This window comes from Pseudolabrys sp. (assembly GCF_035943735.1).
Classification (GTDB): Bacteria; Pseudomonadota; Alphaproteobacteria; order Rhizobiales; family Xanthobacteraceae; genus Pseudolabrys.
Genome location: NZ_DASZBV010000028.1, coordinates 1 through 26,095, shown reverse-complemented (window position 1 = coordinate 26,095; position 26,095 = coordinate 1). Strand labels below are relative to the sequence as shown.

Annotated in this window: 22 protein-coding genes; 9 read left to right on the top strand and 13 right to left on the bottom strand. The window is 66.3% G+C overall.

Annotated features, from left to right (window positions below):
- Positions 1-76 precede the first annotated feature (76 nt).
- The 4 genes from VGV41_RS22750 to radC all read left to right on the top strand — a co-directional run bounded on the left by VGV41_RS22750 (position 77) and on the right by radC (position 3,967).
- The gene (locus VGV41_RS22750; protein WP_326866537.1) at positions 77-1,321 is read left to right on the top strand and encodes an MFS transporter; all 1,245 of its coding nucleotides are present in this window, start codon (positions 77-79) and stop codon (positions 1,319-1,321) included.
- Positions 1,322-2,302: a D-erythronate dehydrogenase gene (denD, locus tag VGV41_RS22745; RefSeq protein ID WP_326866535.1), complete on the top strand. Its 981-nt coding sequence runs from the start codon at positions 1,322-1,324 to the stop codon at positions 2,300-2,302.
- A 56-nt stretch (positions 2,303-2,358) separates the two neighbouring features.
- Entirely contained in the window at positions 2,359-3,186 is an 828-nt protein-coding gene (gene map / locus VGV41_RS22740; RefSeq protein WP_326866534.1) for a type I methionyl aminopeptidase, read from the top strand.
- A gap of 73 nt (positions 3,187-3,259) precedes the next feature.
- Positions 3,260-3,967, top strand: a complete 708-nt coding sequence (radC, locus tag VGV41_RS22735) for a RadC family protein (protein ID WP_326866533.1) — start codon at positions 3,260-3,262, stop codon at positions 3,965-3,967.
- Positions 3,968-3,973: 6 nt separating this feature from the next.
- Here radC and VGV41_RS22730 read toward each other — a convergent pair whose 3' ends face one another.
- From VGV41_RS22730 to VGV41_RS22695, 8 genes are all read right to left on the bottom strand, one after another.
- Positions 3,974-4,678: an AprI/Inh family metalloprotease inhibitor gene (locus VGV41_RS22730; protein ID WP_326866532.1), complete on the bottom strand. Its 705-nt coding sequence runs from the start codon at positions 4,676-4,678 to the stop codon at positions 3,974-3,976.
- 21 nt (positions 4,679-4,699) lie between these two features.
- Positions 4,700-5,677 carry a 2-hydroxyacid dehydrogenase gene (locus tag VGV41_RS22725; RefSeq protein WP_326866530.1) on the bottom strand — a complete coding sequence of 326 codons (978 nt, stop codon included), beginning with the start codon at positions 5,675-5,677 and terminating at the stop codon, positions 4,700-4,702.
- A 13-nt stretch (positions 5,678-5,690) separates the two neighbouring features.
- Positions 5,691-7,046 (bottom strand): dihydrolipoamide acetyltransferase family protein, encoded by a 1,356-nt coding sequence (locus tag VGV41_RS22720; protein WP_326866529.1) that lies wholly within the window; start codon positions 7,044-7,046, stop codon positions 5,691-5,693.
- A gap of 27 nt (positions 7,047-7,073) precedes the next feature.
- On the bottom strand, positions 7,074-8,525 hold the full coding sequence (locus VGV41_RS22715; protein ID WP_326866528.1) for an NAD-dependent succinate-semialdehyde dehydrogenase: 1,452 nt from the start codon (positions 8,523-8,525) through the stop codon (positions 7,074-7,076).
- A 131-nt stretch (positions 8,526-8,656) separates the two neighbouring features.
- Positions 8,657-9,637, bottom strand: coding sequence for an alpha-ketoacid dehydrogenase subunit beta (locus VGV41_RS22710; protein WP_326866527.1), 981 nt, complete (start codon positions 9,635-9,637; stop codon positions 8,657-8,659).
- 1 nt (position 9,638) lies between these two features.
- On the bottom strand, positions 9,639-10,673 hold the full coding sequence (locus VGV41_RS22705) for a thiamine pyrophosphate-dependent dehydrogenase E1 component subunit alpha (RefSeq protein WP_326866526.1): 1,035 nt from the start codon (positions 10,671-10,673) through the stop codon (positions 9,639-9,641).
- Between the two features lie 104 nt (positions 10,674-10,777).
- Positions 10,778-11,698 (bottom strand): DMT family transporter, encoded by a 921-nt coding sequence (locus VGV41_RS22700; protein WP_326866525.1) that lies wholly within the window; start codon positions 11,696-11,698, stop codon positions 10,778-10,780.
- The gene (locus VGV41_RS22695) at positions 11,695-12,450 is read right to left on the bottom strand and encodes an SDR family NAD(P)-dependent oxidoreductase (protein ID WP_326866524.1); all 756 of its coding nucleotides are present in this window, start codon (positions 12,448-12,450) and stop codon (positions 11,695-11,697) included. Before VGV41_RS22695 ends, VGV41_RS22700 begins: the two co-directional genes overlap by 4 nt.
- A 330-nt stretch (positions 12,451-12,780) precedes the next feature.
- On the opposite strand from VGV41_RS22695, the gene VGV41_RS22690 reads away from it, so the two are divergent.
- From VGV41_RS22690 to chrA, 3 genes are all read left to right on the top strand, one after another.
- Positions 12,781-13,506: a sulfite exporter TauE/SafE family protein gene (locus VGV41_RS22690; RefSeq protein WP_326866523.1), complete on the top strand. Its 726-nt coding sequence runs from the start codon at positions 12,781-12,783 to the stop codon at positions 13,504-13,506.
- Between the two features lie 95 nt (positions 13,507-13,601).
- The gene (locus tag VGV41_RS22685) at positions 13,602-14,426 is read left to right on the top strand and encodes a chromate resistance protein ChrB domain-containing protein (protein ID WP_414705192.1); all 825 of its coding nucleotides are present in this window, start codon (positions 13,602-13,604) and stop codon (positions 14,424-14,426) included.
- On the top strand, positions 14,423-15,754 hold the full coding sequence (gene chrA / locus VGV41_RS22680; protein WP_326866520.1) for a chromate efflux transporter: 1,332 nt from the start codon (positions 14,423-14,425) through the stop codon (positions 15,752-15,754). The genes VGV41_RS22685 and chrA overlap by 4 nt, the downstream gene beginning before the upstream one ends.
- Here chrA and VGV41_RS22675 read toward each other — a convergent pair.
- From VGV41_RS22675 to VGV41_RS22660, 4 genes are all read right to left on the bottom strand, one after another.
- Entirely contained in the window at positions 15,751-16,533 is a 783-nt protein-coding gene (locus VGV41_RS22675) for an ABC transporter permease (protein ID WP_326866519.1), read from the bottom strand. The genes chrA and VGV41_RS22675 overlap by 4 nt on opposite strands.
- Positions 16,530-17,306 (bottom strand): ABC transporter ATP-binding protein, encoded by a 777-nt coding sequence (locus VGV41_RS22670; RefSeq protein WP_326866518.1) that lies wholly within the window; start codon positions 17,304-17,306, stop codon positions 16,530-16,532. Before VGV41_RS22670 ends, VGV41_RS22675 begins: the two co-directional genes overlap by 4 nt.
- The gene (locus VGV41_RS22665) at positions 17,307-18,296 is read right to left on the bottom strand and encodes an ABC transporter substrate-binding protein (RefSeq protein ID WP_326866517.1); all 990 of its coding nucleotides are present in this window, start codon (positions 18,294-18,296) and stop codon (positions 17,307-17,309) included. It lies immediately after the preceding gene.
- Positions 18,297-18,374: 78 nt separating this feature from the next.
- On the bottom strand, positions 18,375-21,296 hold the full coding sequence (locus VGV41_RS22660) for an FAD-binding and (Fe-S)-binding domain-containing protein (protein WP_326866584.1): 2,922 nt from the start codon (positions 21,294-21,296) through the stop codon (positions 18,375-18,377).
- A 190-nt stretch (positions 21,297-21,486) separates the two neighbouring features.
- On the opposite strand from VGV41_RS22660, the gene VGV41_RS22655 reads away from it, so the two are divergent.
- Positions 21,487-22,695 carry a pyridoxal-phosphate-dependent aminotransferase family protein gene (locus VGV41_RS22655; protein WP_326866516.1) on the top strand — a complete coding sequence of 403 codons (1,209 nt, stop codon included), beginning with the start codon at positions 21,487-21,489 and terminating at the stop codon, positions 22,693-22,695.
- A 96-nt stretch (positions 22,696-22,791) separates the two neighbouring features.
- Here VGV41_RS22655 and VGV41_RS22650 read toward each other — a convergent pair whose 3' ends face one another.
- Positions 22,792-24,372, bottom strand: a complete 1,581-nt coding sequence (locus VGV41_RS22650; RefSeq protein ID WP_326866514.1) for a benzoate-CoA ligase family protein — start codon at positions 24,370-24,372, stop codon at positions 22,792-22,794.
- Between the two features lie 210 nt (positions 24,373-24,582).
- Between VGV41_RS22650 and VGV41_RS22645 the strand changes: the two genes are divergently transcribed.
- Positions 24,583-25,746: a cobalamin-independent methionine synthase II family protein gene (locus VGV41_RS22645; protein ID WP_326866513.1), complete on the top strand. Its 1,164-nt coding sequence runs from the start codon at positions 24,583-24,585 to the stop codon at positions 25,744-25,746.
- Positions 25,747-26,095 lie beyond the last annotated feature (349 nt).

Here is a 26,095-nt window from a genome sequence, read left to right as displayed (position 1 = left end):
GATTCCGGATATAAGGTCGCCCCGCCATTCGGAGTCCGGAGTGCCGGTCGCGCCGGCCCGGAATATTTTTGCCTTCATGAACACGGCCTTGGTTCCACCGCTTCGGCTGATGCAGCAGCGCCATTTCGTGCTGTTCTGGATCGCCCGGCTCGCCTCGACCGTGGGCTACCAGATGCTGGCGCTGTTGATCGGCTGGCAGGTCTATGCGTTGACCGGCAGCGCCTTCGATCTCGGCCTCGTCGGCCTCATCCAGTTCGTCCCCGCGGTGGTGCTGACACTGGTGATCGGGCACGCCGCCGACCGCTACAACCGCTTGTCCATCGTGCGCGTGGCGCAGTGCGTCCACGCCCTCGCCGCGCTGACGATCACGACCGCGCTGGTCCTGCATGCACTCAGCCGCGACCTCCTCTTCGTCGCCGTGTTCATGATCGGCTGTGCCCGCGCCTTCGAGATGCCGACGGCGCATTCGCTGGTGCCGTCGCTGGTGGCGCCAAAGCTGCTCGCCCGCGCCGTGGCCGCCTGGACCTCTGCCAACCAGGTCGCGGTGATCTGCGGACCGGCGCTCGGCGGCGTCATCTATGCGTTGAACCCGATCATCGTCAGCGCGCTGTGCGCGGCTTTCTTCGTCACGTCGGTGACGCTGCTCGCCTTCGTCCGCCCGCGCGGCCAGGCAGAGAGGCGCGAGCCGCCGACCTTACGCTCGGCGCTGATCGGCTTCGAGTTCATCCGCCATCGCCGCCGCCTGCTCGGCGTCATTACGCTCGACCTGTTCGTGGTGCTGCTCGGCGGCGCCACCGCGCTGCTGCCCATCTACGCCAAGGACATTCTCAATTCCGGGCCGATCGGCCTCGGCCTCTTGCGCTCGGCGCCGGCCGTCGGCGCCCTCACCATCACGGTGATCATGTCGCGCTATCCGATCGAGCGACATATCGGCACGAAGATGTTCGCCGCAGTCGCCGTCTACGGGCTGGCGACGATCGCCTTCGGCCTCTCGACCTGGTTCCCGATGTCGCTGCTCGCGCTCGTCGTTCTCGGCGCATCGGACGCGGTGAGCGTGGTGATCCGATTCTCGCTGGTGCAGATCGAAACACCCGAGGACAAGCGCGGCCGCGTCAGCGCGGTGAATTACCTGTTCGTGGGCTCGTCCAACACGCTCGGCGACTTCGAATCCGGCACGGTGGCCGCCTGGCTCGGGGCCGTGCCCTCGGTGCTCATCGGCGGCCTGGGCTCGTTGGTCATCGCCGGGCTGTGGATGCTATTCTTCCCGACGTTGCGCCGCATCGACCGGTTCGAGCCGGCGGACGAGAGCGAGAGGGTGTGAATGCATATTCTAATCACGGGCGCGGCAGGCATGATCGGCCGCAAACTGACCGAGCGGCTTGTCATCGACCGGGCGATCGGCGGACAGCCGATCGAAAAGCTGACCCTGATCGATATCGTCGCGCCGACCCGGCCGGTGGGATTTTCCGATCATGTGAAGACCCGCGCAGCCGATCTGGCTGCGCCGGGTGTCGCCGAGAAGGCGGTGTCCGAACGGCCGGATCTGATTTTCCATCTGGCCGGCGTCGTCTCCGGCGAGGCCGAGACCGATTTCGAAAAGGGCTATCACGTCAACCTCGACGGCACGCGCGCGCTGCTCGAGGCGGTGCGCCTTGCCGGCGGCGGCTACAAGCCAAAGCTCATCTTCACCTCGTCGATCGCCGTCTTCGGCGCTCCCTTCCCGGACGCGATTCCGGACGATTTTCACCTCACGCCGTTGACGTCGTACGGCACGCAGAAGGCGATCAGCGAGCTCCTGCTCGCCGACTACAATCGCCGCGGCTTCCTCGACGGCGCCGGCATTCGCCTGCCGTCCATCGTGGTGCGGCCGGGCAAGCCGAACAAGGCAGCCTCCGGTTTCTTCTCCGGCATCATCCGCGAGCCGCTCGCCGGTCAAGAGGCGTTGCTGCCGGTCGCCGACAGCGTGCTGCACTGGCACGCCAGCCCGCGCGCCGCAGTGGGCTTCCTGATCCACGCCGCCGGCCTGACGCGCGAGCAGCTCGGCGACCGCATCAATCTGACGATGCCCGGCGTGTGCTGCACCGTCGGCGAGCAGATCGCGGCGCTCAAGCGCGTCGCCGGCGACAAGGTCGCCGCACGCATCCGGCGCGCGCCCGATCCGCTGGTCGAACGCATCGTCGCCGGCTGGCCGAGCCGTTTCGACGCCCGGCGGGCACTGGCGCTCGGGTTTACGGTCGAGGGCAGCTTCGACGAGATCATACGTGCCCATATCGAGGACGAGCTGGGCGGTAAAATCGCCTGATTCCAAAGGCCGTAAGGCAACTTGCCGCCTTCGGCCGCGATCCTTACATTGCGACCATGACCTACGTCGACGCCACCCTGGCGCCTCTCCGCAAAACCGGCCAGATCAAGATCCACGGCGCCGCTGCCTTCGACGGCATGCGCAAGGCCGGGCAACTGACCGCGCGTTGCCTCGACATGCTCACGGAACATGTGGCGCCGGGCGTGCCGACCGCGACCATCGACAAGCTGGTGCACGATTTTGGAATGGACCATGGCGCGCTGCCCGCGACCTTGATGTACCGCGGCTATCGCAAGTCGACCTGCACCTCGCTCAATCATGTCGTCTGTCACGGCATCCCGAACGAGAAGCCGATGAAGGAGGGCGACATCGTCAATATCGACGTGACGCTCATCCTCGATGGCTGGCACGGCGATTCGAGCCGCATGTACCCGGTCGGCGAAATCCCGCGGCGGGCCGAGCGCCTGATCGAGGTGACGCACGAGGCGATGATGCGCGGCATCGCGGTGATCCGCCCCGGCGCGACCACCGGCGACATCGGTCACGCCATCCAGTCTTTCGTCGAGGCACAGCACATGAGCGTGGTACGCGACTTCTGCGGCCACGGCCTCGGCCGGCTGTTCCACGACGAGCCGAACATCGTCCACGTCGGCCGTCCCGGCGAGGGCATCGTTTTGAAGCCCGGCATGTTCTTCACCGTCGAGCCGATGATCAATCTCGGCCGGCCGCACGTGAAAGTCCTCTCCGACGGCTGGACGGCCGTCACCCGCGACCGATCGCTCTCCGCCCAGTTCGAGCATACCGTGGCAGTGACCCAGACCGGCGTCGAGGTGTTCACCTTCTCCCCCGACGGGCTCGACAAGCCGCCGTACAAGAAGGGCTGAGTCCCCTCCCCTCGGCCCTCCCCCTCGCGCCTCGCCTGCTCTAGACTGCACCTCAGAGTTGCGGGCGGGTTGCATGGCCTCGGACCACGACAGCGGACTGTACGAGCAGGCGCCGCATTATCACGGCCATCGCGAGCGGTTGCGCGCCCGTTTCCGCGACGCCGGCGCCGACGCCGTCACCGATTACGAACTGCTCGAGCTGGTGCTGTTCCGCGCCATTCCGCAGCGCGACGTGAAGCCGCTGGCGAAAGAACTGATCGCCCGCTTCGGCTCCTTTGCCGAAGTGATCGCCGCACCGTCCCTGCGCCTGCGCGAGATCAAGGGCATGGGTGACGCCGCCGTCACCGAGCTCAAGATCGTGCACGCGGCGGCACAGCGCCTGGCCAAGGGCGAGGTGCGCAAGCGACCGGTGCTCTCATCATGGGGCAGCGTACTCGACTATTGCCGCACGGCGATGGCCTTCGCCGACAAGGAGGAGTTTCGGCTGCTGTTCCTCGACAAGCGCAACCAGCTCATCGCCGACGAGGTGCAGCAGAAAGGCACCGTTGACCACACGCCGGTCTATCCGCGCGAGGTTGTGAAGCGCGCGCTCGAGCTCTCGGCGACGGCGCTGATCCTCGTGCACAACCATCCTTCCGGCGATCCGACGCCGTCCCGCGCCGACATCCAGATGACGCAATCGATCATCGACGTGGCAAAGCCGCTCGGCATCGCCGTGCACGATCACATCATCGTCGGCAAGGAAGGTCACGCGAGCCTGAAAGGGCTGAAGCTGATTTGAGACAGGTCACTGCTGACGCGTCAGCGTGATCTCGTTCGCAGTCTCCGGAACGCGGCGCCAGACGTCGTTTTCGATCTCCTCGAAACGCCACGGCGCGCCGCGCGCGATGCTGAACAGCAGGATGCCGCGGTCCAGCCGCCAGTGCGTGAAGTTCACCCGCACAATCGCCGGATCGCAGCCGGGCTTGAACGCGACGCTGAATCCGTCGGCGACCGGCGTCATCGACAGTGTCGCGGTGCAGATGACCGTGTCGCCACGCTTCATGGTCCAGTCGCCAGCCATCTGGTCCGGCAACTTGGCCGGCGTGCCGGCGGCCGACGCCGCATTCTGCAGGAACAGCACGCCGAGACCGGGCGTCGGCGCCTCGTAGACGCCGTCCTCGACCTCGCTGAATTCGATCAAAGTGCGCCCGTCCGTATCGACGAGCCGCAACAGATCGTTATCCGGGAAGACCCAGCCGGCGACGTTGGCAACCACCGGAAACAGCTTGTCGCAATCCTTGCTGAAGGTGACCGCCAGACCGGCCGGCGTCTTCTTATCGGCGAACGTCGCGGTGCAGATTTTGTCGCGGTCGGCGTTGGAAAATTCCCAGCTGCCGATCAGCCCCTTGGCGGAATCGCCGAGCGCCGGCTGCGGCGCCTGCGCCAAAGCCGGCGCGGCGACAAGAATTGCAGCGAGAAGCGTCGCGCGGACCATGGTTGATTTTAGCACGGCGTCCACGCTCTCGCGTGCCTATCTCTTGGGCGGGAAGGGTGTCTCCGCCACCGGCGTCAGCGGCGGCTTGCCCGCCGCCCAAGCGAGGATGTTGTCGACCACCAGTTGATCCATCGCCTCGCGCGTGGCTTCGCTGGCCGAGCCGAGATGCGGAAACAGCACGATGTGCTCCATCTCGAGCAACTCCTTCGGCACGTGCGGCTCGTTGACGAAGACGTCGAGGCCGGCGGAGTAGATGGTGCGGTTCTTCAGCGCCTCGATCAGCGCCGGCTCGTCGATGACGGAGCCGCGCGCCATGTTGACGACAATGCCGGTCGGCCCGAGCGCCTTGAGCACCTCGGCATTGATCATGTTCTTCGTCGAGGCGCCGCCCGGCACGATGACCATGAGCGTGTCGACGTCACGCGCCATGTCGAGGAGCTTGGGATAGTACTTGTAGGCGACGCCGGTTTGCGGGTTACGCGAATGATAGACGACCGGCACGCCGAAGGCCTCGAGCCGCCGTGCGATGGCACGGCCGATGCGGCCCATGCCGACCATGCCGACGGTGCGGTTCCGCAAGGTGGCCTTCGACAGCGGATAATAGGATGACGGCCACTTGCCGTCGCGCACGTAGCGGTCCGCCTGCGGGAATTCGCGCACCGTGCAAAGGAGCAGCCCGAGCGCGGTATCGGCCACCTCCTCGTTGAGTACGTCCGGCGTATTGGTGACGACGATGCCGTGCTCGCCCGACCATTTGGCGTCGATGTGGTCGTAGCCGACCCCGAAGCTCGAAATCTGCTCGAGCTTCGGAAACTGGCTCATGAACGTGCCATCGACCTTGTTGGCCGTATAGGCGATGGCCATCGCGCGGATCTTGCCGCCGTGCTCTTCGACGAAAGCGTCCTTGTCCTTGAGGTCGAGCCAGTGGTGCAGCGTCACCCTGCCCTCGAAGCCCTTCATGAAAACGGGCTTCTTGTTGCCAACCAGAAGGACGTCGGGCATCGCGCCAGCCATCGGCCAGACTCCGTTACACGAGGAAGGTGACCGGCTGCTCGATCAGCGCCTTGAAGGCGGCAAGCAGTTCGGCGCCGAGCGCGCCGTCGAGCACGCGATGATCGCACGACACGGTCGCCGTCATCTGGCTGACGAATTTCACGGAGCCGTCTTGCGCCTCCACCGGCGCGCGACGCGCCGCGCCCACCGCCAGGATCGTCGCGTGCGGCGGATTGATGATGGCGGTGAACTCGCGCATGCCGTACATGCCGAGATTGGAGATGGCGGAGGCGCCGCCCTGGTATTCGGCGGGCTTGAGCTTCTTGTCGCGGGCACGGGCGGCAAGATCGCGCATTTCCGCCGAGACGGCGGTCACGGATTTGCTGTCGGCGTTGCGGATGACTGGCGTGATCAGCCCGCCGTCGAGCGCCACCGCCACGCCGATGTCGGCCTGCTGGAAGCGCAGGATGCAGTCTTGCGCCCACACCGCGTTGGCGGCTGGCACGCGCTTCAGCGCGGCCGCCCAGGCCTTGATGATGAAATCGTTGAGCGAGAGCTTGAAGACGGGCTGGCCGTCGGCATCCTTCGGCGCCGCCGCATTGGCCTCCTCGCGCATCGCCGCGAGGCGGCCGATGTCGATGTCGGCCATCAGGTAGAAGGTCGGGATGGTCTGAACCGCTTCGGTGAGGCGCGCGGCGATGGTGCGGCGCATGGAATCGACCGGCACCTCGTCGTAGGCGATGCCCTCGAACAGCGCCTTGACCTGCGCCGCGGTCGGCCCACTCGCGATCGCACCGCGCATTGCGGGCTGCGCGTTCTCGACGTCGGCGGCGACGATGCGGCCGTGCGGACCGGAGCCTTTGACATTGGCGAGATCGATGCCGCGCTCGCCGGCAAGACGCCGCGCCAGCGGGGTGACGGTCACGCCGCCGACGTTTGCGGGTCCGAAATTGCGCTCGGGCGTACGGACTTCTCGGAACGGGTCCATGTGCGGATAGGCGAACGAGCCCGCAGTCCGTTCGTCCCCGCGCAAGCGGGGACCCAGGCTTCTCTGAGTCTGTGCAGTTTGAGTCTGGGTTCCCGCTTGCGCGGGAACGAACGGAGCTTGAGGCGCTGCCTTCGGCGCCTCAGACGCCTTCGGCTGCGCCGCCGCGCCGCCCACGCCCGCGATCACCGCAACCACGGCGCCGACCTTGGCCACCTCGCCCACTTTGAAATGGATGTCGGTGAGCGTGCCGCCGAATGTCGCCGGCACTTCCATCGAGGTCTTGTCGGTCTCGATCTCGAACAGGTTGTCGCCCGGCTTCACGGCGTCGCCGGCCGACTTGAACCACTTCACGATCTTGCCCTCGGCAACCGTCTCGCCGAGTTGCGGCATCAGAACGTCCACGCGCTTATCCCCGCTTCCTTGCCGCAGTTACCACGTCACTGAGACATACTGCGTCTCGAGAAATTCCTTCATGCCCTCCGACGCGCCTTCGCGGCCGAGGCCGGACTGCTTGGTGCCGCCGAACGGCGCCGCCGGATCGGAGACGAGCCCGCGGTTCAAGCCGATCATGCCGAAGTCGAGCTTCTCGGAGACGCGCATGCCGCGCGAGAGGTCCTTGGTGAACAGGTACGCGACGAGACCGTATTCGGTGTCGTTGGCGCGCTCGATCACCTCGGCCTCGGTCTTGAACGTCTGAATCGACGCGACAGGCCCGAAGATCTCCTCGTTCAGCATCTTGGCCGAATCGGGAACGTTAGTGATCACGGTCGCCGGATAGAAGAAGCCCGGGCCGGTCGGCGTCTTGCCGCCGGTCAGCACCTTGGCGCCCTTCGACACGGCGTCGTCGACCAGCTCGATGACCTTGTCGCGGCCTTCCTTGTTGACCAGCGGCCCGAGCGCGACGCCCTCGTCGAGGCCGTTGCCCATCTTGAGCCCGGCCATCTTGGCGGTGAGCTTCTTGGCGAATTCGTCGTGCACCTTCTCGTGCACGTAGAAGCGATTGGCCGCGGTGCAGGCCTCGCCCATATTGCGCATCTTGGCAATCATGGCGCCTTCGATGGCGGCGTCGATGTCGGCATCCTCGAACACCAGGAACGGCGCGTTGCCGCCGAGCTCCATCGCCGGCTTCAAGATCTGGTCCGCCGCCTCGTGCAGCAGCTTGCGGCCGACTTCGGTCGAGCCCGTGAACGACACGACGCGCACGCGCGGATCGTGCAGCATCGCCGAGACGACCTTGCCGGATGAGCGCGACGGGATGACGTTGACGACGCCGGCGGGCACGCCGGCCTCTTCCAGAGCCGGCATCAGCGCCAGCATGGTGAGCGGTGTGTCGGACGCGGGCTTCAGCACCACCGGACAGCCGGCGGCGAGCGCCGGGCCGATCTTGCGGGTCGCCATCGCCGCCGGGAAATTCCACGGCGTCACCAGCACGGCGATGCCGGCCGGCTTGTGCTGTGCGACGATGCGGGCGCCGGAGGCCGGCGCCATCGAGATCTGCCCGATATTGCGCACGGCTTCCTCGGCGTACCAGCGGAAGAACTCGGCCGAGTAAGCGACCTCGCCGCGCGAGTCGGACAATGCCTTGCCGTTCTCCAGCGTGATCAGCTTCGCGAAGCGCTCGGCGTCGCGCATGATCAACTCGTAGGCCTTGCGCAGAATTTCGGCGCGCTCGCGCGGCTTGCGTCCGGCCCAGTCGGCGAAAGCGCCCTGCGCGGCGTCGACCGCGGCAATGGCGTCGTCGACCGTCGCGCTCGCCACCGAGGCGATGGTCTTCTCGGTCGCCGGATCGGTCACGTCGAAGCGGCCGCCGTCGGAAGCCTTGCGCCACTTGCCGCCGATCCACAGGTCGGTCGGGACATTGGCGAGGAGGTTTTCGTACATGTGATGCCCTCAAACATTTGCACTTGTCATGGCGGGGCTTGTCCCGGCCATCCCGCTTAGTTGGACACGGTGCCTGCCTAAGCGGGATCACCGGGTCACGCCGCTTCGCGGCGGCCCGGTGATGACAGCGATTACCCCCCGAGCGAACGCCTCACCGTCTCGACGATGCGCGACGGCGTCGGCAGCACGATGTCTTCCAGATTGTCGGCGGCCGGCAACGGGATGTGCGGCGTGGTGATGCGTACCGGCGGGCCGTCGAGGTCGTAAAAGGCTTCGTCGGCGACGATCGACACGATCTCGGCGCCCCAGCCGCACAGCCGCGGGTTCTCCTCGACCGTGAACAGGCGGTGCGTGCGCGCGACCGACGACAGGATGGTCTGCGTGTCGAGCGGCACCAGCGAGCGTAGGTCGACGACTTCGGCGTCGATGCCGTGCTCGGCCGCGAGCGTCTCGGCCGCGGCCAGCGCGCGCGGCACCATCAGCGCCAGCGCCAGGATGGTCGCATCCTTGCCCGGGCGAACGATCTTGGCTGTGCCGAGTCTGTCGACGATCTCGCCGTCCGGCACCTCGCCCTTGGTCGCATAGAGCGATTTGTGCTCGAAGAAGATCACCGGATCGGGATCGCGCACGGCGGCGGCCAAGAGGCCGATGACGTCGGTCGGGTTCGACGGCGCCACGACTTTCAGGCCCGGGATCATCATGCACCAGTTCTCAACCGACTGCGAATGCTGCGCGCCGAAGCGCGAGCCTGCACCGTTGCCGGTGCGCACGACCAGCGGGCATTTGGTCTGCCCGTTCGACATGTAGCGGCTCTTCGGGAACTCGTTGGCGATGTAGTCGAAGCACACCGCGAAGAAGTCCGAGAACATGATCTCGGCGATCGGCTTCAGGCCGGTCATCGCTGCGCCCATGGCCGCGCCGAGGATGGCCTGCTCGGAGATCGGCGTGTCGCGCACGCGCAATGGTCCGAACTGCTCATAGAGGCCGACGGTCGCCTTGAACACGCCGCCGGCCTTCGCCACGTCCTCGCCGAGGAACACGACGTCCTGGTCGCGCGACATTTCCTGGGCGATTCCGCGGATGACCGCGTCGCGATAGGTGATTTCGGCCATCTCAGTTTCTCCAGGCCCAGCCGCCGTCGGCATAGACGTCGGTGGTCATGATATCCACCGGCGGCAAAGGCGCGGCCTTGCAGGCTTCGGTGGCGTCGTCGACGATCTTGCGCACTTCGGCGTCGATGTTGGCGATCGTCTGCTCGCCGATGCCGAACTGCTTCAGCCGCTCCTTGTAGATCTTGATCGGGTCCCGCGCCTTCCACTTTTCCAATTCGCCTTCGGGGCGATACTTGGCCGGGTCGGCGCGCGAGTGGCCCGAGTGGCGATAGGTCAGACACTCGATGAGCGACGGCCCGTTGCCGGCGCGCGCCTTGTCGAAGGCCGTCTGCGCCGAGCGGTAGACCGCGTCGGCGTCATTGCCGTCGACGATGATGCGCTCGAGGCCGTAGGCGGAGGCGCGGTCGGCGGCCGGATGCGGCACCGCCGTGACGTCGCCGATCGGCGTGTATTCCATGTAGAGATTGTTTTCGCAGACGAAGACCACCGGCAGCTTCCACACCGCGGCGAAGTTCAGCGCCTCGTGGAAGGCGCCGATATTGGTGGTGCCGTCGCCGAAGAAGCAGACCGAGACGTCCTTGTCGCCCTTGTACTGCGCGCGCCAGGCGGCGCCGCAGGCGATCGGCAGATGCGCGCCGATGATGGCGTAGGAGCCCATGACGCCATGCTCTTCCGAGGTCAGGTGCATCGACCCGCCCTTCCCGCGCATGAGCCCGTTGTCGCGCTGCATCAGCTCGCCGAGCACCTTCTCGACCGGGACGCCGCGCGCGAGCGTATGGGCATGACCGCGATAGGTGCAGAACGACAGGTCGCCCGGCTTCATGGCGCCGGCAAAGCCCGCCGCCACCGCCTCCTGACCGAGGGACAGATGACTGGTGCCCTTCACCAGGTTCTGCAGGAACAGGTCGAAGGCGCGCTGCTCGGCCTCGCGGATAATGACCTGCGTCCGGTACAGCTCCAGGCGCTTGGCCTCGCCGATATCGTCGTTCAAGCCGGAGGCGGCTTGAGCCTGCGCCCGGTCCTTCGCTGTTGCCATGGGGTTCCTCAGAGGGCGTCTTTTCCGTTTTAGTGACCGGAACTTAGCGCCTCCGACCGCGGCGCCGCAACTGGCCTATGATGCAGGCCAGCGCTGCGGTGGGCCTAATCCCGCGGCCCCTCCAGAACACTCTCGCTGGTCGTGGTTCGGCCCAACTTCCGTTCGCGCCAGATCATGTAGAGGCCCGAGCCGACCACCATCGAGGCGCCGGCCATGGTCCAGACATTGGGGACATGATCGAAAACGACGTAGCCGAGGATCACGACCCAGATGAGCTGGGTGTAGATGAACGGCGCCAGCACGGAGGCCGGCGCCAGTTTATGACCGGAAATCAGCAGGAAATGCCCCAGGCTGCCAAGGACGCCGGTCATCAGCATCAGCGCGACCGTGGTCCAGTGCGCCGGGCTTTGCCAGACAAAGGGCACGATGGGCAGCATCACCAACGCGCCGATCAGGTTCGTGTAGAAGAGCGAGGTCTGGTTCGAATCGGTGCGCGAGGCGATGCGCGTGATGACGGCGTAGAAGCCGTAGCAGATCGTGGCGGCGAGCGAGAACAAAGCCGCCGGCTGCACGGCGGTGAAACCGGGCCGCGTGATCACCAGCACGCCGCAGAAGCCGAAGCAGATCGCCGACCAGCGCCGCCAGCCGATACGCTCGCCCAAGAGCGGGATCGAGGCCATGGCGACGATGAACGGAAAGGTGAAGATGATCGACAGCACTTCGTCGAGCTGCATCCAGCGCAGCGCGAGGAAATTCAGCACCGTCGACGCAACCAGCAGCAGCGAGCGCAGGATCTGAAGCTTGAGGCTACCGGTCTTCAAGAGCTCCGGCCGGCTGACCGGGTTGGACACGAATAAAGTGAGGATGAAAGCGCTGGTGTAGCGCCCCCACGCGATCTGGAATGCGTCCATCTCGGTGTTGAGATATTTCGCGGTCGTGTCGAGGCAGGCGAACAGCGCCACCGTGCCACACATCAGTGCGATGCCGATCAGCCGCTGACGCCGATGGAGTACAAGGTCGGTCAATAGGTCGCCCGCCCACCCGAGATGTCGAAGACCGCGCCGGTCGTGAAGGAGCACTCGGCCGAGGCGCAAAAGGCGGCAAGCGCCGCGATCTCCTCGACGGTGACGAAGCGGCCGCGCGGGATCTTCGACAGCATGAAGTCGATGTGCTGTTGCGTCATCTGGTCGAAGATCGCGGTGCGCGCCGCCGCCGGCGTGATGGCGTTGACCGAGATGTCGTAGCCCGCCAGTTCCTTACCCAGCGATTTCGTCAGTGCGATGACGGCGGCCTTCGATGCCGAATAGGCGGGCGCGTTCGGATTGCCCTCCTTGCCGGCGATCGAGGCGATGTTGACGATGCGGCCGTATTTCCGCGCGATCATCGTGGGGGCGATAGCGCGGCAGCAGTGGAACGGGCCGTCGAGGTTGACGGACAGCACGTTGCGCCAGGCGTCCAAAGGATATTCCCACGTCGGCACATTGGGCCCGGAAATGCCGGCATTGTTCACCAGGATATCGATGCCGCCGAACTCTTTGATGGTGGCGTCGCGCGCGCGCTCGACGTCGGCGTATTGCGTCACATCGACAGCGAAAGCCGCGACGCAGCCCTTGCCCTTCAGCGCCTCGGCGGTCTTCTGCGCCAGCGCGAGATCGCGATCCCAGATCGCGACGTCCGCGCCCGACTCGAGAAAACGCTCGACGATCGTGCGGCCGATGCCCTGCGCGCCGCCGGTAACGACCGCCTTGCGGCCAGACAGATCGATTCGATTGCTCATTTGCTCCTCCCTCGCGAAAGCTACAGAAGCGAAGAGCGGCTGGCGAGGCGGAGATGCCGACACGTTTCCCGTCGATTTGACGCCAGCAGGCTTGAACGCGGTAACGAGATATCCTATGCATTGCCACGCGGGGCATGCGACGGGCGCCCCGCCTCCCAAGGCTCACCAGCCCAAGCGCCGTCTCCTTCGTATGCGGAGGGGACCCATGCTGTTTGCGCGCTGACGGAACTCCGAACATCACCAACTTCGGGGTCCGAGCCGCCTCCCCGTCAGATGAGCCTCATCCAAGCGCTGCGCCCTTTCGCTTTGGGAGCGAACGCTATGGATGCAATGAGCCTGTCTCTTTTTCTCTTCGCCACTTTTCTCGGCGGTTTTACCAGCGGCCTGACCGGGTTCGCGGCCGGCCTCGTGGTCTCCGGCATCTGGCTGCACATCATCACGCCGCTGCAGACCGCGGTGCTGATCGCCGCCTACGGGATGGTCAATCAAGGCTATGGCATCTGGAAGGTCCGCCACGCCGTGCAGTGGCGGCGAATTTTTCCGTTCGTAATCGGCGGCGCCGTCGGCGTGCCGCTCGGCGCGCATCTCGTGACCTATCTGAATCCCATGCACATCCGCTTCGGTGTCGGCGTGCTGCTCATCGCTTACAGCACCTACAATCTGGCGCGGCCAAGCTTCAGACCGGTCAAGTCTCGTCCGGTTCTCGACGGGGTCGTCGGCATCTTCAATGGCCTGCTTGGCGGACTGACCGGCCTCGGCGGCGTCATCAGCACGATCTGGGTGCAGTTGGGCGGCGGGGCCAAGGACGCGCAACGGGCGATCTTCCAGCCGGTGCTCTTCCTGACCATGACGATGACGACGGCGACCTTCGCCGCCTCAGGCCACCTCCTCCACGTCGGCATCCTGCGGCTTTTCGCGCTGGGGCTGCCGGCGTTGCTGCTGGGCCTGTGGGTAGGCGTCCGGCTTTACGGCAGGCTCGATGACGCCGCCTTCCGCAAGATCATCCTCGGTCTGCTACTGCTGTCGGGATTGTCGTTGATCGTGCCGATCCACTGACCTAACATCCATGCACGGGGCCTGCGACGGTCGCCCCGCTTCCCAAGGCTTGCGAGCCCAAGCGCCGTCTCCTTCGATTACGGAGGGGACCCATGCTGTCTCCAAGCTACGCCGTCTCACCGCAAGATCTCTGGAACGCGATTGCGACATACGACGCGCCGCAGATCATCGACGTGCGGCGGCGCGATCTATACGAGGCCTCACCACATCTGCTGCCGGGCGCGACCTGGTGCGATTTGGCCAACTTCGCCCACCGGCTGCCCGACCTCGATCGCGAACGGCCGATCGTCTTCTTCTGCAAGGCGGGACATGACCTGAGCCAACGCGCGGCGGCCGAGTTGCGCGCCGACGGCTACGATGCGCACATCCTCGCCGGCGGCTACGACGCCTGGACGGCGGCCGGCCTGCCGCTGGTCGACAAAGCTGCGCTCGACCGCATCGCGCCCACGCGCCCGAGCGTCTGGGTGACGCGGCGGCGGCCGAAGATCGATCGCGTCGCCTGCCCGTGGCTGATCCGCCGTTTCCTCGATCCGCAGGCGCGTATCCTCTTCGTCGATCCCGACGAGGTGCTGGCGGTCGCGCGCGAGAGCGGCGCCATCCCGTTCGACGTTCCGGACGTCGAACTGAGCCATGTGGGCGAGCGCTGTTCGTTCGACACCATGCTGGCCCTGTTCCGGCTGGAGAGCGACGCCCACCTGCACCGGCTGGCGCTGATCGTGCGCGGTGCCGACACCGCGCGTGCCGATCTCGCGCCGGAAGCGGCCGGCCTGCACGCGGTCTCGCTCGGCCTGTCGGCGCTAGCCGGCGACGACGATCACGGCCTGCTCGCGCGCGGCTTCGTCATCTATGATGCGTTGTTCGCCTGGCTGCGCTTCGCCGCCGGCGAACGGCACAATTGGCCCGCGAAAGCCGCAGCATGAGCACCAGCACGATGACAACAGAAAATGAACAGCCGACCTTCGGCGAGGCCTTCGCGGTCTGGCTGAAGATCGGCTGCATCAACTTCGGCGGCCCGGCCGGGCAGATCGCGATGATGCATCGCATCCTCGTCGACGAGAAAAAATGGATCGATGAGCCGCGCTTTTTGCACGCGCTCAATTTCTCAATGCTGCTGCCGGGACCGGAAGCGACGCAGCTCGCCACCTATGTCGGCTGGATGCTGCACGGCGTGCGCGGCGGGCTGGCCGCCGGCATTATGTTCGTCCTGCCCGGCGCCTTCGTCATGCTGGGGCTGAGCCTGCTCTACGCCTACGGACGCGGCGTCACCGCCATCGATGGCGCGCTGTTCGGCATCAAGGCCGCCGTGCTGGTGATCGTCGTCGAGGCGCTGATCCGCATCGGCAAGCGCGCGCTGAAATCCTGGCTGATGATCGGCCTCGCCGCGCTCGCCTTCGTCGGTATCTACTTTTTCGATCTGCCCTTCCCGCTGATTGTCGGGCTGGCGGCGCTGACCGGCTATCTGGTCGCGCGCTCGCGGCCGGACCTCGTTGGCCTGACGACGACGCAGGTCGTCGAAGCCGGTCGCGGCGCCGGCCGCTGGCGCCAGTTCGGTCTCGCGCTAGCGATCGGCCTGGCGATCTGGTGGGCTCCGGTCGCGCTCGCCGCGCTGCTGCTCGGATCCGGCCACGTGCTGGTGGCGATCGGCCTGTTCTTCTCCAAGCTCGCCGTTGTCACCTTCGGCGGCGCCTATGCGGTGCTCGCCTATATGGCGCAGCAGGTCGTGCAGTCGCATCATTGGCTGACCGCGCCGGAGATGGTCGATGGCCTCGGTCTCGCCGAGACGACGCCGGGTCCGCTGATCCTGGTGACACAGTTCGTCGGATTCCTCGCCGCGTTCCGCGCGCCGGCGCCGTTCTCGCCGCTCGGAGCCGGACTGATCGGGGCCGCGCTGACGACCTGGGTCACGTTCGTGCCGGCCCTGCTCTGGATTTTCGCCGGCGCGCCGTTTCTCGAAGAGCTGCGCGCCAACAAGCGGCTCGCCGGCGCCCTCGCCGCCATCACCGCGGCCGTCGTCGGCGTTATTCTGAATCTATCGGTCTGGTTCGCGCTGCACGTCCTGTTCGGCACGATCACCGAACGCCATCTCGGGGTGCTGCGCTGGTACGCCTTCGATCCGGCCGGCCTCGACACGCACGCGGCGATCCTCGCCGTGACCGCAGCGATCATCGCCTTCCGCTTCCATCGCGGCATGATCGAGGTGATCGTGGTGATGGCGCTGCTCGGCATCGCCTCGCAGTATTACGGTTAGCGCTCGCGGGCGATCGCGCTTTCGTGCCAGCGCCGCAGCATCAGATGCGACAGGAACGACAGCACGAAATAGATGCACACGCCGGCGACCGAGAGCAGCAACAAGGCCGCGAACATGCGCGGGATGTTGAGGCGGTAGCCCGACTCGGCGATGCGGTAGGCAAGCCCCGAGCCGGCGCCGGCCGAGCCCGCGGCGATCTCGGCGACGACGGCGCCGATCAGCGACAGGCCGCCGGCGATGCGCAGGCCGGTCAGCATCTGCGGCAGCGCCGCCGGCAGCTTCAGCCGCCAGAGGATTTGCCAGCGCGAGGCTTTGTACAGTTCGAACAGCGCCAGCAGATTGTGATCGACCGAATTCAGCCCGAGCGTGGTGTTGGCCAGCACCGGGAAGAAGGCGACGATCCAGGCGCAGGCGAGCACGGCGAGCGGCTGCGGCAGGTAGATCAGCAACAGCGGCGCGACGGCGACGACCGGCGTCACCTGCAGGATCACGGCGTAGGGATAGAGTGAATACTCGACGGCGCGCGACTGGCTGAACAACACGGCAAGGCCGATGCCGCCGATCGCCGCCAGCGCGAAGCCCTCGAGCGTGGTGACCAAGGTCGCCCAAAGCGAGTGCATCAGCAGCGGGCCGTCGGAGACCAAAGTCGACGCGACCAGCCCCGGCGACGGCAAGACGTAAGGCGGGATCGCCTCGATGCGCACGACCGCGCCCCACAGCACGATCGCGATGACGAGCACCAGGACAGGCAGCGCAAGACGGAGCAGGCGCTCGTTCATGCCGCGCGCTCCCCGGCCATCGCCGCCGCCAGCGCCTGCGCCACCTGACGGCAGTAGCCGGCATATTCGGCGGAGGTGCGGAACTCCTCGTCGCGCGGATAGGCGGCAGGAATGGTGATCTCGGCCACGACCCGGCCCGGACGCGGGCTCATCACCAATATGCGTTGCGAGAGGTAGACCGACTCGAATACCGAATGCGTGACGAAGACCACCGTGCGCCGCAGCGACTGCCACAAGCTGAGCAGGTCGTTGTTGAGCTTGAAGCGGCTGATCTCGTCGAGCGCGGCGAAGGGCTCGTCCATCAGCAAGAGATCGGGCTCGGTCACCAAGGCGCGGGCGATGGACGCGCGCATCTTCATGCCGCCGGACAGTTCGCGCGGATAGGCGCCACTGAAATCAGTGAGCCCAACGCGCGCCAGACTTTGCGCGACCGCGCTGTCTGTGGTGCGGCTATCCGCATGGGCAAGCCGCAGCGGCAAGGCGACGTTGGCCGACACGGTCGCCCACGGCATCAACGTCGGCTCCTGGAAAACGAAGCCGATGCGCCGCTCGCCCTGAGGCCACGCCACCGTGCCGGCAGACGGCGCGCTCAGGCCCGCGACGATGCGCAGGGCGGTCGACTTGCCGCAACCCGAAGGTCCGAGCAGCGACACGAACTCGCCGCCGCGCACGTCGAGATCGAAGCCGGCGAGCGCCGTCGTGCCGCTATCGAACGTCTTGCCGACGTGGCGGAGAGAAACGATCGTCGCTGTTGTGGCGGCCGGCGCGCTCATTCACTTCGGCCGCAGGTCCACGCCCACGCCCTTGTTCACGAACCGGAGCGTGTAGCCGCGCTTGTAATCGAGGCCAGGCCTGACCACGCCGGCGTGCACCATCTTGTCGTAGAAGTCCTTCCAGCGCGCATCGGTCATGGCGCCGATGCCGAGCTTTACGGTGTCGCCGGAATCGACGATGCCGTCCTCCCGCATCCTCGCGATCGAATAAGCGAGCTGGTCGTTGGTCATTTCCGGGTTGTGCTGCTTGATCAGCGCATTGCCGGGACGGCTGTCGCCGTAGATGTAGTGGTACCAGCCGATCGCCGAAGCGTCGACGAAGCGCTGCACCAGATCGGGATTCTTCTCCACCAGATCGCGGCGCGTCTCGATCAATGTCGAATAGCTGTCGAAGCCATGGTCGGCCAGCAGAAACACCGACGGCTTGAATTTCGCCTGCTTCTCGATCGCAAACGGCTCGGACGTGACGTAGCCCTCCATCGCGGCATTCGGGTCGGCGAGAAAGGGCTGCGCATTGAAGGTGTAGGGCTTCACCTTGCGGTCATCGAAGCCGAAGTCGGCCTTGAGCCACTGGAAATAGGTGGTCATGCCTTCCTTCGAGATGAACAGCGTGTGGCCTTTCAGATCCTCGAGCTTCTTCACGTCCGGATGCGCGATGAGCACCTGCGGGTCCTTCTGGAAGCTCGCGGCCACCGCGATCGTCGGCACGTTGTGCGCGACCGCATCGAAGGTCTGCAGCGAATTGGCGCTCATGAAGAAGTCGATCCTGCCGACCGGCAGCAGGATGCGGTTGTTCACATTCGGGCCGCCGGGCACGATGGTGACCTCGAGGCCGTACTTCTTGTAGGTGCCGTCGGCGAGCGCCTGATAGAAGCCGCCGTGCTCGGCTTCGGCCACCCAGTTGGTTCCAAACCGCACCTTATCGAGCGCCTGCGCCTGCGTTGCCGTGAGCGCGGCCGCGAGAGCCAGGATCAGCAAGGTCGGACGCATCGGATCTCCTTCAGTTCAATACATGCGATGCAGTGTAGCGCGGGAACCCGGCCGGGGCACACTCAAAGCGATCAGGGGCTAGTGTCCCGCACGCTCCACGCTCATCTCCAGCACCCGCGCGACGTGCATCGCTTCGCGCGCGGCGCCATCGTGAATCTGGTGCCGGCACGAGGTGCCGTCGGCGACGATGAGCGTGTCGGCGGGCGCACGGCGCACCGCCGGCAGCAGCGACAATTCGCCCATCGCCAGCGACACGTCGATGGTGTCGGCGTCGTAACCGAAGGCGCCGGCCATGCCGCAGCAGCTCGACTGGACGGTCTCCACCTGCAGCTCGGGAACGAGCCGCAGCGCGCCCTCGACCGCGCCCATGGCGGCGAAGGCCTTCTGATGGCAGTGGCCGTGCAGCAGCGCCTTCTGCGGCAGCGGCGCGAGCGGCAGCGACAGGCGGCCCGCCTTCTGTTCACGGACGAGGAATTCCTCGAACAGCAAAGCGTTTTCCGAGAGCGCCTGCGCCACCTCGGTCTTGATCAGCGCCGGCAATTCGTCGCGGAAGCTCAGAAGGCAGCTCGGCTCGAGCCCGACCACCGGCACGCCGCGCGTGACGTAAGGCGCCAGCGCATCGAGCGTGCGGGCCATCTCGGCCCGCGCCTCGTCGACCGCACCGACCGACAGGAATGTGCGGCCGCAGCAGAGCGGCCGTTTGCCGGCCGCCGGTTCCGCGACTTGAACGCGATAGCCGCCCGCCGTGAGCACGCGAAGCGCGGCGTCGAGATTTTCACGCTCGAAATAACGGTTGAAGGTGTCGGCGAAGAGCACGACCTCCTTGCCCTCACCCGCCGATGACTTGTCGCGCCAGATGTCACGTCGCCATTGCGGCAGGCTGCGCCGCTCGGAGAAACCGGCGAGGCGCTCGAAGCCGCGACGAAAGGCGCCCACCTGGTCGCGCAGATTGAACAGCCACGGCAAGCGCGCGGCGAAGGGCGCATAGCGCGGCAGCCAGCCGACCAGGCGGTCGTGCAGCGAGAAGCCCCGCTTTGCCGCACGCGCGGCCTGCACCTCGATCTTCATGCGTGCCATGTCGACGCCGGTCGGACACTCGCGCCGGCAGGCCTTGCACGAGACGCACAGCTTGAGCGTCTCCACCATTTCGTCGGAGGCGAGCGCATCGGGCCCGAGTTGCCCCGTCACCGCCAGACGCAATGAGTTGGCGCGGCCGCGCGTGACGTCGCGCTCGTCGCGGGTGACGCGATAGCTCGGACACATGACGCCGCCGGCGAGCGCGCGGCAGGCGCCGTTGTTGTTGCACATCTCGACGGCGCCCTGGAATCCGCCGCCGGCGCCCGGCCAGGCCGACCAGTCGAGCCGCGTCGTGAAATCCTCGCCGCGATAGCCGGGCTTGAAGCGGAACAGCGAGCGGTCGTCGAATTTCGACGGCCGCACCACCTTGCCCGGATTGAACAGGCCGTGCGGATCGAAGCGGTCCTTCACTTCCTCGAAGGCGCGCGCAAGCCGCGCGCCGAACATCGGCTCGTTGAACTCGGACCGCAGCAGGCCATCGCCGTGCTCGCCGGAATGCGAGCCCTTGTACTCGCGCACCATTGCGAACGCCTCTTCGGCGATGGCGCGCATGGCGTGCACGTCCTTCTCGAGCCGCAGGTTGAGGATCGGCCGCACGTGCAGGCAGCCGGAACCGGCGTGTGCGTACCAGGTGCCGCGCGTGCCATTCTTCTCGAAGATTGCGGTGAGACGGCTGGTGTAGTCGGCGAGATGCTCGAGCGGCACCGCGCAGTCCTCGACGAAGGACACGGGTTTGCCCTGCTCCTTCATCGACATCATGATGTTGAGGCCGGACGTGCGCAGGTCGGTGATCGCCGCTTGCAGGCCGGGATCGAGCACTTCGACCACGCCGCCCCATTTGGCGCCGCCCTTGTCCCAGCCGAAGCCGAGGTCGCCGATGAGCTGCTTGAGCTCACGCATACGGCGGAGGTTTTCCTCGTGATCGTCCTCGCCGAACTCGACCAGAAGGATCGCTTCCGGCTGGTCGCGCACGAAGCGCTCCAGCGTCGGCTGGAAGATCGGAATGGCGCCCGCGAGCTCGATCATGGTGCGGTCGATCAGTTCGATGGCGATTGGCTTCAGCCGCACTAGATATTGCGCCGCATTCATCGCCTCATAGAAGCTGCCGAAATGGCAGGCGCCGACGGCGCGGCGGCCGAGCAGCGGCGACAATTGCAATTCGATGCGCGTCGAGAAGGCGAGCGTACCCTCGCCACCGACCAGCACGTGCGCGAGGTTGATGTCGTTCTTGCCAAGATACGAACCTTGCGTCAGAGCGTCGAGATTGTAGCCGCCGACGCGGCGCTGCACTTTGGGGAAGCGCAGCGCGATCTCGTCCTTTTCGCGTGCGCCGATGGCGAGCAGATCGCGCGCGAGCGGCCGGATCGCCTCCGGCGCGTCTTCGGCGCGGCCGATGCGTCCGAAGTGCGCCTTCGCGCCGTCGGCGAGGATCGCGTCGATCGACAGCACGTTGTCGCGCATCGTGCCGTAGCGCAGCGAGCGGCCGCCGCACGAGTTGTTGCCAGCCATGCCGCCGATGGTGGCGCGCGAGGCGGTCGAGATGTCGACCGGATACCAGAGGCCGTGCGGCTTGAGCTGCCGGTTGAGCTCGTCGAGAACGATGCCAGGTTCCACCGCCACGCGCCGGGCGTTCACGTCGAGATCGAGGATCCGGTTGAGGTATTTCGAGCAGTCCACCACCAGCGAGTGGCCGACGGTCTGGCCGCACTGCGAGGTGCCGCCGCCGCGCGGCAGTACGGTCACCCCCTCGGCCCGGGCGATGGCTATCGCCCGATCGGCTTCTTCGATGGAGCGCGGCACCACCACGCCGACCGGCTCGATCTGGTAGTGCGAGGCGTCGGTGGCGTAGCGGCCCTTGGTAAACCGGTCGAAATGCACGTCCCCGGTCAATTCGGCCCGGAGCCGCCGCTCCAGGCCTGGCATTACGACAGCCAAGGCATAAATCCCTGATTGACCACGATCGGCCTATGCGCGTCGGAGGTGTTTGCGATGCGGAAAACCGCTTGACCGCAATGTTGCATTCATAGTTCAACGCCACAAGCACCGCTCCCTGGCCGGGACCGGGCCGTGGTTACCCACAATCCCTGAAGCTACCGCGTTAGGAGCGCTGCCTATGGCTCAGAATTCGTCGCGCCAAGTCGGGCGCCATTTCCTGCAGATTCCCGGACCGTCGCCGGTCCCCGACCGCATCCTGCGGGCGATGGACACGCCGATCATCGACCATCGCGGTCCGGAATTCGCCAAGCTCGCCAAGCGCTGCCTCGACGGCATCAAGACCATCTTCAAGACCACCAATCCGGTCATCATCTACACCGCGACCGGCACCGGTGCGTGGGAAGCGGCGCTCGCGAACACGCTGTCGCCCGGCGACCGCGTGCTCATGATCGAAACCGGACAGTTCGCCACGTTGTGGAAGAAGATGGCCGAGAAGCTCGGCCTCAAGGCCGAGTTCATCGCCAGCGACTGGCGCAACGGCGCCGACCCGAAGGCGATCGAGGCCAAGCTGCGTGAGGACAAGGCCAAGGAGATCAAGGCGGTCTGCGTCCTGCACAACGAGACTTCGACGGGCGCGCTGACGCCGATCGCCGAGATCCGCAAGGCCATCGATGCCGCCGGCCATCCGGCGCTGTTCATGGTCGACACCATCTCCTCGCTCGCCTCGACCGACTATCGTCACGACGAGTGGGGCGTCGACGTCTCCGTCGGCGGCGCGCAGAAGGGCCTGATGCTGCCGCCGGGCATGTCGTTCAACGCCGTCAGCGACAAGGCGCTCGCCGCCAACAAGACGTCGAAGCTGCCGAAGTCGTTCTTCGCGTGGGACGAGATGCTGGCCATGAACAAGGTCGGCTTCTTCCCCTACACGCCGGCGACGCAGATGCTGCACGGCCTCGCTGTCGGCATCGACATGCTGCACGAGGAAGGCCTCGACAACGTGTTCGCGCGTCACGACCGCCTCGCCGAGGCGACGCGCCGCGCCGCGAAGGCCTGGGGTCTCGAGAACCTCAACAAGAACGCCGCGCAGTATTCGCCGACGATCACGGCGATCCTGCTGCCGGAGGACCACGACGCGGACAAGTTCCGTAGCCTCGCGCTCGAATTGTTCAACATCTCGTACGGCGCCAGCTTCGGTCAGTACGCGGGCAAGTACTTCCGCATCGGCCATCTCGGCGACATCAACGACGGCACGCTGATCGGCGCGCTCGGCATCACCGAGATGGCGCTGTCGGCGGCCGGCATTCCGCACAAGAAGGGCGGCGTGCAGGCGGCGGTCGACTATCTCGCCTCGGCGCAGGCCGGCGCGGCCAAGCAGGCGGCGGAATAAGCCGCTTCGCTCACGCGGCTGAGATGCAAATGGCCGGGGCAACACCCCGGCCATTTTTTTATGCCCCCGCTTCGCGCGGCCCGGTGATGAAGCCCGTCACAGTCCGCCTTCCGCCCGCAGCTTGAACCGCTGGATCTTTCCCGTCGCGGTCTTCGGCAGTTCGCTGCGAAATTCGATCCAGCGCGGATACTTGAATGGCGCCAGCTTCTGCTTCACATGCTCCTGCAACGCGCCGACGAGCGCGTCGGTGGCCTTCTCCGGCAGCTTGAGCACGACGAAGGCTTTCGGCTTGACCAGCTTCTCGTCGTCGAACCAGCCGACCACCGCGGCCTCCAGCACTTCCGGATGCGACGACAGCGCCGCCTCGACCTCGAACGGCGACACGTACATGCCCGACACCTTCAGCATGTCGTCGGCGCGGCCGCAGCAGACGTAGAAGCCCTCCTCGTCCTCGATGTACTTGTCGCCGCAGCGCGTCCACTCGCCGCGGAAGGTGTCGCGCGACTTCTCGCGGTTGTTCCAGTACATGACCGCGCTGGTCGGCCCGCGTACGTACAACTCGCCGATTTCGCCGCGCGGCACCGCCTGGCCGTCCTCGCCGACGAGCTTGATGTCGTAGCCCGGCACGGCCTTGCCGGTGGTGCCGAACTTGTTGTTGCCGGGGCTGTTGGTGAGAAAGATGTGCAGCATCTCGGTGGTGCCGAGGCCGTCGGAAATCTCGACGCCATAACGATCGAGGAAGCGGCGCGCCACGTTCTCCGGCAGCGCCTCGCCGGCCGATTGGCAGCGGCGCAATTTCACCTCGCTCTTCGCCGGCGCGTTCGGACTGGCGAGGAAGGCGGCGTAGAAGGTCGGCACGCCGAAGAACGCGGTCACCGGATATTTGCGCAGAAGCGCCGCGACGCCGTCCGGCGTCGGCCGGTCCGGATTGAGCACGATGGTGGCGCCGACCATCAGCGGAAAGGTCATCGCGTTGCCGAGGCCGTAGGCGAAGAACAATTTCGCAACGGAGTAAACGACGTCGTGCTCGGTCAGGCCGACGATCGGCGTGCCAAAGAGATCGGCGGTGAGCTTGAGGCTCGCATGCACGTGCACGGCGCCCTTCGGCTTGCCGGTCGAGCCGGACGTATAGAGCCAGAAGGCGATGTCGTCGGCCGTGGTCGGCGCGGTGGTATCCTCCGGCTCGTCGGCGCCGATCAGATCCTCGAACAGGCGATAGCCGTGCGGGTTGTCGCCGGAGACGATGACGTGATCGAGATCGGGACATTGCCCGATCAGCGGCTCGAACTTGGGGAGCAGCACCTCCGAGACGACGAGGCAGCGCGCGCGGCTGTCGGCGAGCATGAAGCGATAGTCGTCCTCGGTGAGCAGCGTGTTGACCGGCACGGCGACGATGCCGGCCTTGAGACAGCCGAGGAACGCGGTCGGCCAGTCGATCGTGTCGGTGAGCGCGATCAGCACGCGCTCCTCGCGGCGCACGCCGAGACCGCGCAAGGCGGCGGCGAAGCGCGCGACGCGGTCGGCGAGCTGGCGATAGGTGAGCGTGCGGTGGCCGTCGATATAGGCGGCCTTGTCGGCGCGCCCGGCGGCGAGGTTGCGCGCCAGCACGTCGGCCGCGAAGTTGTACTCGCGTGGGACGACGCCCATGGCGTCGACCGCCTGATCCGCGGCTGTCATCGTCGAACCTCCCCATCGCGGCCTCCGGCCGCTTCGTCGTTGTCTTGCCGCGAATTATGCGGAGCGTGGGCAGGGACCGCAATGCGATTATATTTCGCCGGTTATTCTGGCCATTCCGCCCCACCACTGTACAGCGCTTCATTTGCCGGTATGGTCGCGGCAAACGCCGCTCCGGCCGAGCCGTCCGGACGACATGCGAGGGAGGATTTCATGATCTTCAGCCGCGACCGTATTCTGACGACGCATGTCGGCAGCCTGCCGCGCAACGACAAGCTGTCCGATTTGCTGCTCCGCCAGGAAGCGGGCGAAGCCTTCGACGCGGCCGAGATGGCGGCGGAGCTCGACAAGGCGGTCGGCCACGTCGTCGACAAGCAGGCCGCCGCCGGCATCGACGTCGGCAACGACGGGGAGCAGCAGCGCGTCGGTTTCCAGACCTACGTGCCGCAGCGCATGTCCGGCTTCGGCGGCGTGTCGAAGCGGCGGCGCGGCCGCGAGTTCGAGGAATTCCCGGAGCTGGTGGCGAGCCTGATGCGCCGCTTCCCGCATGTGAGCAAGCAGCAGAACGCGCCGGAGTGCCAGAGCGAACTCAAATATCGCGACATCAAGCCGCTGCAGGCCGAGATCGCGCGCTTCAAGCGCATCGCCGGCGCGAAGTTCAGCGAGACGTTCATGACGGCGCCCTCGCCCGGCATCATCTCCTCGACCATGCTCGACGCCTATTACGGCTCGCAGGACAAGTATCTGTCGGCGCTGTCGCGCGAGATGAAGAACGAATACCAGGCGATCCATCAGGCCGGATTGATCCTGCAGATCGACGCGCCCGATCTCGCCATGGACCGCACCATGCTGTACCGCGATCTCTCCGACGCGGAGTTCGTCAAGGCGGTCGAGCGGCACGTCGCCGCGATCAACGAAGGCATCGCCGGCATCCCGCGCGACCGCGTGCGCCTGCATGTCTGCTACGGCAACTGGGAAGGCCCGCACATCCACGACATTCCGCTGACGACAATCCTGCCGGCGCTGTACCAGGCGAACGTCGGCGCGCTGTCGATCGAGTTCTCCAATCCGCGGCACGCGCACGAATACGCCGCGTTCAAGACGCATCCGCTGCCGAAGGACATGGTGCTCGTGCCCGGCGTCATCGAGACGACGTCGAACTTCGTCGAGCATCCGGAAGTGGTGGCGCGGCGCATCGAGGACGCGGTGCGCGCGGTCGGCGAGCGCGAGCGCGTCGTCGCCTCGACCGATTGCGGCTTCGGCACCTTCACCAACCGCGAATGGGTGATCGAGCCGGCGGTGTGGCTGAAGCTGCGCGCGTTGCGCGAGGGCGCCGATCTCGCCTCGGCGCGGCTGTGGGGCAAGAAGGTGGCGTGAGCGACCTGTCTTCACCCTCCCCCTCCAGGGAAGGGTGAAGCGAGAGCGGCGCGCCGCATTCGCATTTCCGATTCAACTGTCAAACAGCCAACGCTCCGCCGCCCGTATTCTTTGGTCGGCGCCGGGTACGCCGTCGTGCAAATTCCAATTCTCGGCTCCCCGAGGGGAGCGGAGCGCCGGCAGACGCGGGAGCTTGCGATCGCTCCCGGAGCGGCTGGCGAAGCCGCCCGATGAGACGCTTGCGAGGCGTCTCCTCATCCCTTGCGATCGGGACGAGGCGCCTCCCGGCGCTCCACTTGCGGCGTTCTTGAAGACCCTTTGGGCCGTACTTCCGGGCAGCGACGGGGCC

Coding starts and splice junctions, on each gene's coding strand:
- VGV41_RS22750 (WP_326866537.1), top strand. CDS start 77: ATGAACACGGCCTTGGTTCCACCGCTTCGGCTGATGCAGCAGCGCCAT.
- denD (WP_326866535.1), top strand. CDS start 1,322: ATGCATATTCTAATCACGGGCGCGGCAGGCATGATCGGCCGCAAACTG.
- map (WP_326866534.1), top strand. CDS start 2,359: ATGACCTACGTCGACGCCACCCTGGCGCCTCTCCGCAAAACCGGCCAG.
- radC (WP_326866533.1), top strand. CDS start 3,260: ATGGCCTCGGACCACGACAGCGGACTGTACGAGCAGGCGCCGCATTAT.
- VGV41_RS22725 (WP_326866530.1), bottom strand. CDS start 5,677: ATGGCTGGCGCGATGCCCGACGTCCTTCTGGTTGGCAACAAGAAGCCC.
- VGV41_RS22715 (WP_326866528.1), bottom strand. CDS start 8,525: ATGTACGAAAACCTCCTCGCCAATGTCCCGACCGACCTGTGGATCGGC.
- VGV41_RS22710 (WP_326866527.1), bottom strand. CDS start 9,637: ATGGCCGAAATCACCTATCGCGACGCGGTCATCCGCGGAATCGCCCAG.
- VGV41_RS22705 (WP_326866526.1), bottom strand. CDS start 10,673: ATGGCAACAGCGAAGGACCGGGCGCAGGCTCAAGCCGCCTCCGGCTTG.
- VGV41_RS22695 (WP_326866524.1), bottom strand. CDS start 12,450: ATGAGCAATCGAATCGATCTGTCTGGCCGCAAGGCGGTCGTTACCGGC.
- VGV41_RS22690 (WP_326866523.1), top strand. CDS start 12,781: ATGAGCCTGTCTCTTTTTCTCTTCGCCACTTTTCTCGGCGGTTTTACC.
- chrA (WP_326866520.1), top strand. CDS start 14,423: ATGAGCACCAGCACGATGACAACAGAAAATGAACAGCCGACCTTCGGC.
- VGV41_RS22675 (WP_326866519.1), bottom strand. CDS start 16,533: ATGAACGAGCGCCTGCTCCGTCTTGCGCTGCCTGTCCTGGTGCTCGTC.
- VGV41_RS22670 (WP_326866518.1), bottom strand. CDS start 17,306: ATGAGCGCGCCGGCCGCCACAACAGCGACGATCGTTTCTCTCCGCCAC.
- VGV41_RS22665 (WP_326866517.1), bottom strand. CDS start 18,296: ATGCGTCCGACCTTGCTGATCCTGGCTCTCGCGGCCGCGCTCACGGCA.
- VGV41_RS22660 (WP_326866584.1), bottom strand. CDS start 21,296: ATGCCAGGCCTGGAGCGGCGGCTCCGGGCCGAATTGACCGGGGACGTG.
- VGV41_RS22655 (WP_326866516.1), top strand. CDS start 21,487: ATGGCTCAGAATTCGTCGCGCCAAGTCGGGCGCCATTTCCTGCAGATT.
- VGV41_RS22650 (WP_326866514.1), bottom strand. CDS start 24,372: ATGACAGCCGCGGATCAGGCGGTCGACGCCATGGGCGTCGTCCCACGC.
- VGV41_RS22645 (WP_326866513.1), top strand. CDS start 24,583: ATGATCTTCAGCCGCGACCGTATTCTGACGACGCATGTCGGCAGCCTG.